Source organism: Dehalococcoidia bacterium, assembly GCA_025054935.1.
Lineage (GTDB): Bacteria > Chloroflexota > Dehalococcoidia > SpSt-223 > SpSt-223 > JANWZD01.
Genome location: JANWZD010000002.1, coordinates 121,370 through 135,406 on the forward strand (window position 1 = coordinate 121,370; position 14,037 = coordinate 135,406).

General features: G+C 66.5%; 10 protein-coding genes and 1 pseudogene. 6 read left to right on the top strand and 5 right to left on the bottom strand.

Annotation, left to right across the window (positions count from 1 at the left end):
* Positions 1–288 precede the first annotated feature (288 nt).
* From NZ773_03470 to NZ773_03480, 3 genes are read left to right on the top strand one after another with little or no spacing between them, the layout of a single operon-like run.
* Complete coding sequence (locus NZ773_03470) at positions 289–3,177, top strand: FHA domain-containing protein (protein MCS6800987.1); 2,889 nt, start codon at positions 289–291, stop codon at positions 3,175–3,177.
* A 3-nt stretch (positions 3,178–3,180) separates the two neighbouring features.
* Positions 3,181–5,070 (top strand): glycosyltransferase family 39 protein, encoded by a 1,890-nt coding sequence (locus NZ773_03475; protein MCS6800988.1) that lies wholly within the window; start codon positions 3,181–3,183, stop codon positions 5,068–5,070.
* A 2-nt stretch (positions 5,071–5,072) separates the two neighbouring features.
* Positions 5,073–5,975, top strand: a complete 903-nt coding sequence (locus NZ773_03480) for a ribonuclease Z (GenBank protein ID MCS6800989.1) — start codon at positions 5,073–5,075, stop codon at positions 5,973–5,975.
* Between the two features lie 350 nt (positions 5,976–6,325).
* Here the strand turns inward: NZ773_03480 and NZ773_03485 are convergent, their stop codons facing one another.
* Positions 6,326–6,643, bottom strand: a complete 318-nt coding sequence (locus tag NZ773_03485) for an antibiotic biosynthesis monooxygenase (GenBank protein MCS6800990.1) — start codon at positions 6,641–6,643, stop codon at positions 6,326–6,328.
* 106 nt (positions 6,644–6,749) lie between these two features.
* On the opposite strand from NZ773_03485, the gene NZ773_03490 reads away from it, so the two are divergent.
* Positions 6,750–7,742 carry a dienelactone hydrolase family protein gene (locus NZ773_03490; protein ID MCS6800991.1) on the top strand — a complete coding sequence of 331 codons (993 nt, stop codon included), beginning with the start codon at positions 6,750–6,752 and terminating at the stop codon, positions 7,740–7,742.
* 97 nt (positions 7,743–7,839) lie between these two features.
* Here NZ773_03490 and NZ773_03495 read toward each other — a convergent pair whose 3' ends face one another.
* Positions 7,840–10,251, bottom strand: a complete 2,412-nt coding sequence (locus NZ773_03495; GenBank protein MCS6800992.1) for a fused MFS/spermidine synthase — start codon at positions 10,249–10,251, stop codon at positions 7,840–7,842.
* Between the two features lie 133 nt (positions 10,252–10,384).
* On the opposite strand from NZ773_03495, the gene NZ773_03500 reads away from it, so the two are divergent.
* Together NZ773_03500 and NZ773_03505 are read left to right on the top strand one after the other, a co-directional pair.
* The gene (locus NZ773_03500) at positions 10,385–10,843 is read left to right on the top strand and encodes a MaoC/PaaZ C-terminal domain-containing protein (protein MCS6800993.1); all 459 of its coding nucleotides are present in this window, start codon (positions 10,385–10,387) and stop codon (positions 10,841–10,843) included.
* A gap of 10 nt (positions 10,844–10,853) precedes the next feature.
* On the top strand, positions 10,854–11,777 hold the full coding sequence (locus NZ773_03505) for an LLM class flavin-dependent oxidoreductase (GenBank protein ID MCS6800994.1): 924 nt from the start codon (positions 10,854–10,856) through the stop codon (positions 11,775–11,777).
* Between the two features lie 65 nt (positions 11,778–11,842).
* Here the strand turns inward: NZ773_03505 and NZ773_03510 are convergent.
* The 3 genes and pseudogenes from NZ773_03510 to NZ773_03520 all read right to left on the bottom strand — a co-directional run bounded on the left by NZ773_03510 (position 11,843) and on the right by NZ773_03520 (position 14,036).
* A pseudogene (locus NZ773_03510) lies at positions 11,843–12,145 on the bottom strand (MGMT family protein).
* Positions 12,142–13,032, bottom strand: coding sequence for a homoserine kinase (thrB, locus tag NZ773_03515; protein MCS6800995.1), 891 nt, complete (start codon positions 13,030–13,032; stop codon positions 12,142–12,144). The pseudogene NZ773_03510 and the gene thrB overlap by 4 nt, the downstream one beginning before the upstream one ends.
* Positions 13,029–14,036 (bottom strand): hypothetical protein, encoded by a 1,008-nt coding sequence (locus NZ773_03520; GenBank protein MCS6800996.1) that lies wholly within the window; start codon positions 14,034–14,036, stop codon positions 13,029–13,031. The genes thrB and NZ773_03520 overlap by 4 nt, the downstream gene beginning before the upstream one ends.
* Between the last annotated feature and the right edge of the window lies 1 nt (position 14,037).

Sequence of the window (14,037 nt, forward strand, 5' to 3'; positions counted from 1 at the left end):
CCGCAGGCCGAAGCCGGAGCACGCCCTGCCCTGACCGGCTCTTAGGCGAGTCGACGCGGGAAACCCCTGCGGGCCGGCATCAGTTCGGGACGCCGCCGCGACGGTGGTTCGCTCGCGACGACGCGAGCGCGCGAGGGATCCTCGTAACGAAGAGCGGGCGCACCGTCGGCCGCGCGGCCGGAACACCCGGGAGTTGAGGTCCGTGCGGTCGGCTTGACGCCGTTTTTCGGCAGTTTCTATCATCGGCGAAGCGGCGCAGCACCGTCATCTCTCGCGAATCGGAGCCCTGTGATTCCCGCCGACGGCCCGGCGCTTGGCCGCCTCACGGTGCAACGTCCCGAAGGCGAGCGGACAGAGCACGACTTAGCCGGCGACGTTGCTCCTCTCGGCCGCGCTGAGGACAACGCCGTCGTGCTGCCCGACCTCGCCGTCTCGCGCCATCATGCCCAGATCGCTCGCCGCGACGGCGCGGTGGTCATCGTTGACCTCGGCAGCCTCAACGGCACCGTCGTGAATGGGGTCCGTCTTGCGGCGCGCCAGCCGTTTGCGCTCCGCGACGGCGATCGGATCGAGATCGGGCCGTTTTCCCTTCTCTACACCGCGGCGGGGGAAGCGGCAGCGCCCGAGGAAGAAGCGCCCTTCCGAACGACCCGCTTGCTGCCGGCCGCCTCGCCGACACCGGACGAGACCGCGGCGCTGCCTCTCCCCTCGGGTACCATGGCGCTTCCGACGGCCGCCGCGCCGCAGCTGCTAGTCTGGAGCGGCGGCCGCTCGGCTGTTTTCCCGCTCGAGGGCAGCGTCATCACAATCGGGCGCGCCGAGGACAACACCATCGTCATCGCCGACCCAACCGTCAGCCGCCGCCACGCCGAAATTCGGCGCACGCCGGCAGGATGGATGCTGGTCGATCTCGGCAGCGGCAACGGCATCTACGTCCATGGCCAGCGCATCGCTGAGAAACTGCTGCGCAACAACGACTCCGTTCGGATTGGTGAGACCGTCCAGTTGGTCTTCCTCGCGCCGCAGGAAGAGCCGCCTCCAGCACGCCGTGACGAGCTTCCAGCGGTCGAGGTCGGCAGCCGCGGAGTCATCACGATCGGCCGCGACCGCGCGAACGACCTCATTCTCAGCCATCCCCAAGTGTCGCGGTTTCACGCCAAACTGGAGCGGCGGGGCGAGCAGCTTGTGCTCATCGACCTCGGCTCGACGAACGGGACGTTCCTCAACGGCGCACCGATCACCGAGAAGGCGCTCAAAGAAGGCGACACGATCCAGATCGGACCCTACACGCTTACGCTCGCCGACGGAACACTTGCGCCCGTCACGGCTGAGCGCGGGATCCGCATCGACGCCGTCGGCCTGACGCGAACTGTGGGGCGCGGCGTGACGATCCTGCAGCCCGTCACCCTGACGATCAAGCCGCGGGAGTTTGTCGCGATTGTCGGCGCAAGCGGCACGGGCAAATCGACGCTGCTGGATGCCCTGTGCGGCTTTCGCCCCGCGACCGCAGGGAGAGTGTTCTACAACGGGATCGACCTCTACCAATCCTATGACGCCTTCCGAACGTCGATCGGGTACGTGCCGCAAGAGGACATCATCCATCGCGACTTACCGCTGCGGCGCGCCCTGCGCTATGCGGCTGAGCTCCGCCTGCCGCGGGATACGACGCCTGCGGAGCGCGAAGGGCGCATTGATGAAGTGCTCGACGACCTCGGGCTTACCGACCGGCAGACGACGCCGATCGCTCGCCTCTCCGGCGGGCAGCGTAAGCGCGTCAGCGTGGCGGTCGAGCTGCTGACGAAGCCGAGCCTTCTGTTCCTCGACGAGCCGACCTCCGGGCTCGACCCGGCGACGGAGACGCGGATGATGCGCCTCCTCCGCGAGCTCGCCGACCAAGGCCGCACGCTGGTCTTGGTCACGCACGCCACTCAGAACATCCTCTTGTGCGACAAAGTCATTTTTCTCGCCAAAGGCGGCTATCTCGCCTTCTTGGGTACTCCGCAGGAGGCGCTGGACTTCTTTGGGGTGCAGGACTTTGTCGACATCTACGACGTCCTCGAGAAGGAACCGGCGCCGGGCCAGTATGCGGAGCGGTTCCGCGCCTCCCCTTACTTCCTGCGCCATCTCGCCGAGGTGGCCGCCCTCGACCCCGAGGGCGTTACCGGGACAGCGCGCCGCCGTCCGCCACCGTCTGACCACGGCATTTCGCGGTTCCGTCAGTTCAGCATCCTCCTGCGCCGTTCGCTCGATCTGCTCTGGATGAACAAGCGGGCGCTCGCCATTCTGCTGCTGCAGGCTCCGGTCATCGCGCTCCTGATTGGGATGGTCTACGGCCGGGCGGTGTTCAGCGAGCGGCCGTTGCTGCTTCCCCCAGAGCAGCTGGTTGCCGCTCGGCTCCCCCCGCCGCTCTCGCCCGTGGACTGGCCGCGCAACTGCGGCCTGAGCGATGACGAAATTGCGGCCCTGCCGGCCGCGCTCCGGAGCGACGACCTGAAGCAGCCGTGCGGCAACGCGCACAACGGCATGAATGTGCTCTTCCTCTTGACGGTCGTCTCGATTTGGCTGGGAGTGTCGAACGCCGCGAAAGAGATTGTCAAAGAGCTGCCGGTCTATCGCCGAGAGCGGATGGTGTCGCTCAAGATCGCGCCCTATCTCGCCGCGAAGCTCGCGCTGCTTGTTCTCATCACGGTCGTGCAGGCGGCGCTTTTAGTCGGGATCGTCGCCGCGCTGATTCCGCTTCCTCTCTCTTCGCTTGAAGCGCGCGCCGGCTTCTTCGCCGCGGTGCTCCTCACCTTTTTTGCCGCGACGTGCCTCGGGCTGGGCGTCTCTGCGCTTGTCAGCACTAACGATGAGGCCGGAAACCTTGTTCCCATCCTTCTTCTCCCGCAGATCATCTTTGCCGGCGCGATCTTCCCCGTTCGCGAGATGGGTGAGCTGGCCCGCCTCATCGCGGCCGCAACGCTGAGCAAATGGAGCTGGGAGGCGTTGGGCGCGATCGTCGATATCCCGCGCATCGCGCGCGCGCAAGGGGGGCAGAGCCTCGCGATCCTCGACGAGAATAAATGGGGGCGGACATTTGACATCGCAGTGCCTCACAATCTCGCCGTCTTGGCGCTGTTTGCGCTCGTGCTCCTCCTAGCGGCGTATGTCGCTCTCAGGCGAAAGGACAGTCTCTAATCCGTGACGCTGCGCACGCCCTCGGTCCCACCGCTGTCGCCGCGGCCGTTCCTCGCGGCGCGGGTTTTGGCCGCCGAGCGGCCCGCGGCGACGCCGCTCGTCTTGGCGGTCGCGTTCGCGCTCATCTTGGCCGTCGTACTCGCGCTGCTCTGGCCGATGCTTGGCCGGCGGTATGTCTACGACGAGGTGAGCTTCGCCCAGATGGGGGAAGCGATCGCCCAAACCGGCATCCCCTACGCCAACGTCGGCTTCATGATCAATCACAAGGGGCGGATCGACCAGCAGTATGAATACGGGCTGTGGCATCCGCCGCTCTATCTCTATACGCTCGGGCTGACCTTCAAGCTGTTCGGCGTCAGCGAAACAACTGCGCGCCTGCTCGGCGTCGCGACGATGATGCTGACTGCCCTCTTCCTCTTTCTCGCGGTGCGCGCTGCGCTCAGCGCGCATCCGAACCGCGACGGCTTTGCCCTTTGGGCCGTGCTGCTCTATGTCTTCAACCCGCTGACGCTGCAGAGCGCCCTGCTGCTCGATATCGACGGCACAGTCCTGACGGTCATGGTGATGCTCCTAGTCTGGCTTTACCTCGCTCTGCGCGACGCGGGCTGGTGGAGCCGGCTGGCTGTCGGCGTCGCGTTTGCGGGCGCGCTTTGGGCAAAGATGACGACGCCGTTCTTCTTTCTCGGGGCGGTCGTCGTCTATCGGGCGCTGCAGGGCCGGCTTGACCGCGGAGTTGCCGAGGCACTCACGATCGGCAGCGTTGGGGTGGCGCTCTTTCTCCCGAGCTGGTGGCTTGTCTGCTTCATGACCGGGATGCCGTTCGAGATGCCGTTTGAGGTGCTCGCGCGTGAGTTTGAGGATGCCGCCGGCTACGGCATCCGCTCGCTGCGCACGTTCGACGCGATCGCCCAAGCCGCGCAGCCGGCGCTCCGCTGGATCGGGCCGTTCTTAGTGCTGGTGCTGGCCGGCGCGACGATCGTTCGGGGCATCGACCATCTCCGCTTCTTCATCGCGGCGCTCATCGGCCTCGCTGCGCGCGCCCGGCGGCATCTTCTCCCCGCCGCGGCGCCCCGCCGGCCGGCGCCCACCGCGCCGGTGGTGTCGGCGAGCCCGCCGGCTGATGGGGTGACGGGCGGGCAGGGCGTCGATCTCTTCATCGCCCTCGCCTGGGCCTGTCTCCTCATCTATCTCATCAAGACGGCGGGCGAATTTCCGAAATACCATATCGCCGCGATGCCGGCCCTAGCCGGCGCCGTCGCCTTGTTCTCAGCGCGGGTCTTCCGCCGGCTGCATCCGCTCGAGGTAGCGCTCCATCCCCTCACGATGGCCGCGCTTGTCGGATACTTCTTCTTCGAGGTACGCTCGGCGTACATCAACGTCTGGACTTTCGATTTCCTGCCGCCGCTTCTCTCGGTGCCGGCGCTGCTTGTCCTCCCGGCGCTCGCTGTCGGCGTGGTCGTTGCGCGCCGGATCGGCCCTCAGCTCGTGCTTCTCCCCGCAATCGCCTCGATCGCTTGGAGCCTCCCGGTTGTCTATGACCAGTCGCTCTCGCCGACCTCGACGAACTATTTCTACGGCATCAGCGGCGGACCCGAGATTGGGGCGCTTGCAGCGTCGATCCTGCGGCCGGACGAGTTCTACCTCGCTTGGAAAGATGTCGCCTACTATCTTCCCAACAAGAACTATGTCGACCAGGACTCGCTGTGGCATCTGCTGAATGTCGACAAGGGACGGTTCACCGGCGACTGGTTCGGGCGTCCGATCCGCGTCATCATCATCTTCGGCCGCGACCCGTTTCTGCGTCAGCAGTTCTATGCTGAGTTTGAGCCTCTCTATGAAGTGCGCGAGGTGATCGGCGACTTCGCCCTGCTCACGCGCAAGCCGGGGCGCTAGCGATGCTTGATGTCGCCTTGCTGGGCACGGGCGGCATGATGCCCTTACCTGGCCGTTGGCTTGCGAGCGCAATGGTGCGCGCTGAAGGGCGGGTCGTGTTGATCGACTGCGGCGAGGGCACGCAGATCGCGGCGCGGCAGCACGGCTTCAGCTTCCGAGATATCGAGGCGATCCTGATCACACACTACCACGCCGATCACACCGGCGGCATCGCCGGCGTCCTGCTGTCGATGGAGCTGGCCGATCGCCGCGAACCGGTGCTGATTGCCGGCCCCCCCGGGCTGCGCCGCCTGCTTGAGGCGGTGACCGTCTTCAGCGGGCGGCTGCCGTTCGAGGTGCACTCGCTCGAGCTGCAGGAAGGCGCCTCCTTTGATGTCGGGCCGTTGCGCATCTCCTGCCAGCTCGGTGACCATTGGGCGCCCTGTTTCGCCTATCGGCTCGACCTTCCCCGCGCGCCCCGCTTTCTCCCCGAGCGGGCGCGCGAACTGGGGATCCCAGTCGAGCAGTGGAAAGTGCTGCAGGGAGGCGAGGCGATTCAGCTCGGCAGCCGCGTCATCGCGCCCGAAGACGTGCTCGGCCCGCCTCGCCGCGGCCTGAGCGTGGCGTATGTCACCGACACCCGGCCGACCGAGCGGCTGCCGACGTTTCTGCGCGAGGTCGATCTGCTGATCTGCGAGGCGACGTTCGCAGACCCAGCGCAAGCCGACCGCGCGGTCGAACGGAAGCACATGCTCTTTCGCGAAGCAGGCGCGCTCGCCGCCGCCGCGGGCGCGCGTCGCCTCTGGCTGACCCACTTCAGCCCGGCGCTGACCGACCCCGAGCGCTGGATCGACGAAGCGCGCCGCGAGTTCGAACACGTGACGGTCGGCTACGACGGGCTGCGCACGACGCTCGCCTTCGATTGAGGCTAGGAGCGCCTCAGCGCAGAGCAGCGGGACGGCGAAGAGTGTCCCTGCTCGGCTCGTTGCTGGTCTGCCGCGCTATCTGCGGCGCTCGGCAAGCGCATCGCTGCGGAAGATCGCTCTCCCGCGAAGGGCAGTCATCGGTCCTGGGCCGGAGAGCCTCTCTGGGCGGAGAACGTCGTCGCCTCGGCCGGGCAGGACGAGGCCGCTCCTGTCGAGACGGGGGCCGCTCCCGCGCCACCCGACTGGCGCGCTCGACCCGCGCCGCAGGAGGGGGCTCTTTGCCGCACTGCCCGGCGGTCGGTGCCGCAGGAGCGGGCCCGCGCTGCTCTCCGGAGCAGCAAGCGAGGCGGTTAGCCGTCTGGCCGCTCGCCCCGCTCGTCGAACACTTCGCTGACCGGGGTGAGGATCCGCTCCTCGGCGGCGGTCAGGACGTTGGTCTCTTCCTGCGCCCGTTTGAACTCTGGGGTTTGGCTGAACGCGTGCATCTCCTCCGCGGAGCGCCACCACGTCGTGTAGTAGAAGACACGGGGGTTCTCGAGGCTGCGGCACATCGAGCGCTTGATGAAGCCAGGGGCTTTACGCTGCAGTTCCCCCTCGCGCCGCTTCCATTCGAGAAAGTCTTCCTCTCTGCCGGGCTTGATGATGAATTGGACGTGCAGGCCGTGCATCGGTCTCCTCAGCGCGTCATTCAGGGCGATTATAGGCAGTGAAAAATCTTCGAGGCGACAACGATGGCGCGTAAACTGATTGCGGTAGCATGCCAAGGAGGAGACGGTGCCGTCGTTGAACGAATATCAGCGCTACCTCCTCGAGGAATTTGCCGAGGAGTATCTCCAGGGCCGACTCGACCGTCGGGAGCTTCTGCGCCGAGCGGTGCTCGTGACAGGGAGCGTGGCGAGCGCGGCGGCGGCGCTCTCCATGCTTGGCTGCTCGCCCGCGAACGCGCCAGCAGCAGGAGCGGGCCCCTCGCTCGCGGCGACCCCAAGCCCGGTGCCGGCGCAAGCGACCCGTCCCCCGGCAGCCACCGCCACGCCTGTCGTCGGTCCAGACGCGACGGTCACCCCCACCGACCCCGCGGTGCAAGCCCGCGAAGTGACCTATCCCGGTCCGGCCGGTCCCCTCATCGGCTATCTTGCTCGCCCCACTCAGCCGGGAACATATCCCGGCGTCATCGTCATTCATGAAAACCAAGGGCTGACGGCGCATATCGAGGAGGTAACGCGCCGAATCGCAAAAGTCGGCTTCATCGCGCTCGCGCCGGACCTCGTTTCGCGAGCGGGGGGCACCAAGACGGTCGCCGACCCTGCCCGCATTGCCGCCGCCCTCAGCCAAACGCCGGCCGACGACCTGACGGCCGACTTGCTGGCGAGTCTTGCCTTTCTCAAGCAGCAGCCGGGCGTGCAGCCGGCCAAGTTTGGCGTCTTTGGGTTCTGTTTCGGCGGCGGCTATACCTACCGGCTCGCGCTCGCCTCGTCCGAGATCGCGGCAGCGACGCCATGGTACGGCCCTGCGCCGCCGCTGGATCAAGTGCCAAACCTCCGCGGCGCGATTTGGGCGGTCTACGCCGGCAACGACGCTCGGATCAACGCGAGCTTGCCCGATCTCGAAGCGGCGATGCGGGCGAGCAACAAGCGGTTCAGCTATGAGATCTACCCCAACACGGCCCATGCGTTCCATCGGACGACCGACAATCCTGTGCACATGGAGGCGGCGAAGGACGCGTGGCAGAAGATGGTTGACTTCCTGACCCGCGAACTGAAGTCGTAGCCGTTGTCTCCCCGCAAGGGCCGCTCGTTCTGCGCGCCTCGGCCGTGCGGCAGACAGGCGGACCGCCTCTGTCGTCGCGGGCGCGCGCTCGAGCGGCCTAGCGCAAGAGCGGCTGGACGTTGCGGCTGTAGCCCGTGGTATCGGGCGGACCGTCTTGCGGGAGCGAGCGGAAATACTCGATGTACGGCCGGTCGTCAGTGATGATCGGGCCGGGTCCGATCCGCGCGCGCACCTCGTCTGCCGAAGCGTTGAACCGGCTGAGGAAGTCGTTGGGACTGGCGATGCCTGCTTCGCGCAGCACAGCGGCAAGCTTCGGGTCGGCGAACCGCGCTTGGAGCCGCGCTCGCTCGATCGTGATCGGCGCGTTCGAGCCGATGATCAGGTCTCCGCTTTGCCAGAGCGTGGCGTACGGAAAAGCGGCGAGGAATGTCCGCAGGATCATCCGATACTGATAGTCTGAGAAAGGCGGGATCCACTGGGCCATGACGCCGTTCTCAGTCAGTCGGCTGGCGACGAGGCGGTAATACTCGACAGAGTAGAGGGTGGCTGACCCGGCGTCGTTTGGGCGGATGGCGTCGCCCGAGACCACATCGTAGCGCTGGGTGGTGAGGAGCAGGTAGTTGCGGGCGTCGGCTTGGCGGATGGTGACATTCGGCAGCCGGAAGAACGCGTAGTTGACATGTTCGAAGAACCGGACGGCCTCGATAACGGCGTCGGACAGTTCGACGGCATCGACCTGAACACCGGGATACTGGGCGATCGCCCCTGCTGTCGCGCCGCCGCCGAGGCCGACGATCAGCGCGCGCTTGGGATCGGGGTGGACGAGCATCGGCATATGGCCGAGCAGACGGTGAAATTCCACCAACGCCGGCTCATCACGCGCTTGGCCGCGGCTGTTCGTGTACAGCGTGACGTACTTATCGGCGGGATTGCGAACGACAGTAACGGAGTTCTCGACCCCCTCGCGGTACCACAGGATCTCTTGGTGGGGGAATTTGGTTGCGAGCACGTTCTCGTACAGGTCCGGCGTTGTCTGCACCGCCCCCCAGAAGATGAACCCGCCGAGCGCAGTCAGGCCGACCTTCCAGCCCCAGTGGGTGCTGCGGCGGGGCGCAAGCCAGAGGACGAGGGCTCCCGCGAGAAGCGACCCCGTCGAGAGGAGGAACAGACTGCGTTGGCTGGAGAGGATGGGGATGAGGACAAAGCCGGCGACCGCCGAGCCGAGGATCGAGCCGACCAAGTTTGCGGCGTACAGCGTCCCGACGCGCCGTCCGGCGTCCTCGCGGTCTCCGACATAGAGCGTCGCCGCCACCGCGAAGGTCATTCCGGAGAAGAACATCGCCGGCGCGATCGCGGCGACTGCCGCGAAGATCGAGCGATAGTCTTCGTACTGAGTGATGAATTGCAGCCACTCCCACCCCTGTAGGGTCTGGATCGCGGCCTCGAGGTTGCCCAGCACGCGCACCGAGAGAAGAGCGCAGAGGCCGATTGCAAACTGGAGCAGCGCGAAGATGATCCACCAGTTGATGAAGCGCCCGAATGCGCCGAGCACCGGTCCCAGGACGTAGCTGCCGACCGCGATGCCGAAGAGGACCGCTGCCAGCATGATGGTGAACGAGTAGGTGATGTTCTCGAAGAAGATGCCGAGCAGCCGGAACCAGATCACCTCATAGCCGAGAGCGAAGAACCCCGAAAGCCCGAAGGCGAGAAAGACCGCCGACTGGCTCAGCCCGGTCGTTCGGGTTGAGGTGAGCATGTTGACGATCGCGGCAAGGAGGAGAGAAGCAAAGCCGATGGCGATGTTGATGACCGCGGCGGTCTGAATGCTCCCCTGCACCCCCGAATTCGCAATCAGGACAAACCCCGCGGCGACTGCGCCGAAGATCGCGCCGGCGGTGTTGATCGCATAGAGGAGGCTGACGCTGCAGCCGAGCGAGCTGCCGTTCAGGATGGTCGACCGGAGGATGACGGGGAGCGTCGCGCCCATCAGGGTCGTGGGAATGAGCAGGATGCCGAAGGCGAGGAGCAGCCGGATGAAGTCGGGGAGCAGGGCTGCGGTCAGGCTGAGCGGGCCGAGGGTGCCGAGCGTTGCCGCGACGCCTTCGCTCCACCGGTAGATCGCGGGATAAGCATCGCGGAGGAGGCCGAATGCCCACGGCGTGGCGAGGCCGGTGATGCCGATGCCGAACTCGATGAACGCGTAGGCGACGAGGGGGTTCTTGATCCGGTCGGAGAAGCGGCCGGCGAGATAGCTCCCAACGGCGAGGCCGAGCATGAAGCCGGCGAGCACGGCGCTGACGGCTTGAACCGTCACCCCGAAGATGAGGCTGAGAATGCGCACCCAAGCAACTTGATAAATCAGCCCGCTCGCGCCTGAGGCGAAGAAGAACAGGGCGATAACAAGAATGAACAGCAGCGCTCCACCCTGGGTGAGCGCGACGCTGCCGAGGCGGGAGACGGAAGGCAGACGAAGCGCCCGTACCGCAGCGCGTTCGGCATGTAGCGCCACTCTGTCTCCCCTCCGTGAGGTCGGCCGGTCCGACGATCCGCGGGGCATCATAGCAACGCGAACGCCAAAGATCATCCATGGGCGCTCCCGCAGATCGGCTACGATGGCACTATTCCATGTCCGAGGAGGGGATGTGGCAGGAGCGCCACCAATCCTGTATTGGGAAGATCTGACGATCGGCGACGAATTCTGGTCGCCGGCGCGCACGCTGACCGAGGCCGATCTCGTCTGGTTCTGCAGTTGGACGGGCGATTGGCTGCCGATCCACTCAGATGAAGAGTTCGCCAAGCAGTCTGAATTTGGGCGGCGGATCTTTCATGGGCAGGCCGGCTACGCTGTCGCGACGGGGCTCGTCTCCCGCTCGGGCCTTCACAATGGCGCGATTGTGGTCCTCGAGGTGACGCTTCGCTATAAGAAGCCGCTCTTTGTCGGCGACACGATCCGGGTGCGGAGCATCGTTCAGAACAAGCGCGAGACGAAGAAGCCCGACCGTGGCATCGTCTGGTATGACGTGGCGATCATCAACCAGCATAACGACGTCGTGACCGAAGGACCGTGGACTTTCCTCGTTCGCCGACGGCCAGCCTCGTGAGGGGAGGGCGATGCTCGACCATGTCGGCATGAATCCGGGGTTTTCGCACTACACCCTCGCGCCTGAAATCCAGTCGCTTGGGTTCGACTCGATTTGGGTGAGCGAACACATCGTCTTTCATGGTCCGGTGCTGGAAGCGATGACCGTGCTGAGCTACTACGCTGCGGCGGCGCCGCGCCTCCAGCTCGGCACGGCGGTCTATCTGATGCCGCTGCGCCACGCCACCATCACTGCGAAAACGGCCGCAACCCTCGACTATATCTCTGGCGGCCGGCTCATCCTCGGGATTGGGGTAGGCGGGGAATACCCGAAAGAGTTCGAGGCGTGCGGGGTGCCGGTCAAGCAGCGCGGCGGCCGCACTGATGAGGCGATCGTTGTTGCCAAGAAGCTCTGGTCGGGCGAGCGGGTCACCTTCGAGGGAAAATACTTCCAGCTGAACGATGTCCGGCTGCAGCCGCTGCCGGTCCAGCCTGGGGGGCCGCCGATTTGGGTAGCGGGGCGCTCCGACGCCGCCATCCGGCGCGCGGCGCTGCTCGGCGATGGCTATCTGCCCTATCTCTTTACTCCCGAGCGCTATCGGACGAGCCTGCAGAAGGTGCGGGAGACTGCAGCCCAGGCCGGGCGGGAGCCGGAGGCGATTGCGGCGGCGCACTATCTGCAGTACTACATCGCCAATAGCAAAGAAGAAGCGCGCCGTGCCGCCGCCGACTTCATGACGGACAACTACAAGCAGGACTTTCATCCGCTGGTCGACCGCTTTCTCGCTCTCGGCACGCCGGCCGATTGCGCTGAGTTCATCCAGCGGTTTGTCGATGCGGGGGCGCGCAAGCTGATCCTAATCCCGGCGAGCTACCCGCAGGGGGTGCCGGACCAAGTGCGGCGCGCCGGCGAGGAACTGCTGCCCCTTCTGCGGCCGGGTGCGCGCCGCGGCTGAAGCGCCTCGCCCAGCCGGTCGAGGTGGACCGCTGTGACGCGGCAGGCGGCTTCCTCCTCGGGCGAGGGCCACCAGCGGTAGCGCGCAAGGGAGATTACGCCGTCTGCGTCGGGCACAACCCCTTCTTCGAGCAGGAGGTGCCGCTGATACTCCGGCGGATGGTCGAAGCAGCGCGTGCTGATCCGCCCTTCGCGGTTGATGACGCGCCACCACGGCACGGCGGTCGGGTCGGGCAGATAGTGCAGCGCCGTGCCGACGGCGCGCGCTGCCCGCGGCAGCCCGAGCGACGCGGCGACTTGCCCATACGTCATGACCCGGCCCGGCGGAATGCGCGAGACGAGGGCGTAGACCGCATCGCGGAAGTTCATCGCTCGACCGTCACCCCCTCGCGGGCAATAGCGAGCGGCAGCACTCGCCCCGGCAGCTCACTGCCGGCCGCAGCCGCCATCGCGGCGGCAACCTCCTCATCCCGCTCGTCGACGAGGGCGAGGATGCTCGGTCCCGCACCAGAGAGGGCGACCAAACGCGCCCCCGCCTCCCGCGCTGCGGCGAGCACCCGGGGAAGCGCGGGGATCAAGGCGGCGCGGGCGTCCTGATGCAGCCGGTCTTCGCACGCGATCGGCAGCAGATCGCGACGGTCGGCCCAGAGCGCCGCGACGAGAAGCGCCGTTCTGCCGAGATTGAACACGGCATCGGCGCGCGAAACGGTCTCGGGCAGCACTCCTCGTGCCTTCGCTGTCGGCAGCCGCCGCGTCGGTACATACACAAGCGCCCGCAGCCCCGCTGGAAAGGGGATGGGCGCCACCTGGACGCCGTTGGCGACGACGGCGACTGTGCAGCCGCCGTAGACGGCGGGGGCGACATTGTCGGGATGGCCTTCGATCTCGGCCGCTTTGGTCACCAGTTCCTCGCGCGACAGCCGAAGGCCGGCGAGGGTCGCACCCGCGAGCAGCCCGCCGACGATCGCCGTACTGCTGCTGCCCAGCCCGCGCGAGAGCGGGATCGCGTTGCGCAGTTCGAGAGCGAAGGCCGGCGCAGCCCGGCCGGAGAGCTGGTAGCCGATCGTCGCGCAGCGGTAAGCGAGGTTCGAGGGGTCGCGTCGCAGGTCGTGTTCGCCTTCGCCGGTAATGCTGATGTGAGGAATGGAAGCGGCCGAGATGCGGATCTCGTTATAGAGCGCGAGCGCAAGCCCCAGGCAGTCGAAGCCGGGACCGAGATTAGCGCTGCTGGCCGGCACACGAACCGTGAGGGTCATTTCCCCCGCGCCTTGGCGATCCGCGCCCGGACGTCGCGGATCTGCTGCTGAAGCTCCGTGACGAGGCGGACGCGATGCTGCTCCTCGAGCGACTCGTAGTCTGCGAGCAGTTCGGCGAGCTCCTCCCGCACGCGCTGGATCGCCGCCGCCTGCTCAGTGACCCGCTCGGCGAGAGCGGCTCGGCGGTCGTCCACCTGCTTGGCGAGCCGATAGGTTTCATCGATCTGATTTTTCTGCTCTGTCGTTCGAACGTCGAGGTCGTGCGTCAGCTTTTCGACCCGCGCGAGCGCCACCCGGACAAGACTGACTTGCTGTTCGAGGGCGCGGCGAGCGTCCTCCTCGGCGAGAAATGCCGCGAGGCGATCTTCAGCGTGGTGCAGGCGGTCAGAAAGGATCCGAAGCTGGTCAGCCAGCGCTTCGTGGTGACGGGAGAGGGCGTCGATCTGAAGCTGCAGGTCGCTGAAGCGGTCGTCAACCCGTTTCTCACGCTCCGCGCTGATCTGGATCTTCTGGGCAAGCTGCGCCAGTTCTGCGCGGAGGGCGTCGTTGGCGCTGTGGGCGGATTGGATCGACTCGATGATGCGCTGCTGCGACTCGCTCAGGTTTTGGATCTTGCCGGTGAGGGGGTCGACGTCGCTCCGAAGCGCCTCAATCCGGCGCCACGCTTCGGAGAGAATGCCGCGCAGCCGCTCGACCTCCCCTTGGTCGGCCTTACGGGCGCGGTCGGTGGACGCAGTGAGGTCGGCAAGGGAGTCGCGGCAGTGGGCGAGCGCGCCTTGGACGCTTTTCAACGTTTCGTCGAGGGTGGCGATGTGCCCGGTCTGAGAGCGCAGAGCGGCGAGGGAGTCCTGCATCACGCGCAGTTGGTCGGCGAAGTCGCGCATCAGGCCGATGAGCTGGTCGTATTGGCCGCTCAGCCGGTTGAGCCCTGCTTTTGCTTGCCGCGCTTCATCTTCCAGCCAGGCGATCGTTCCATTCAAGCGACTCCACTCGAGCGGCTGCACC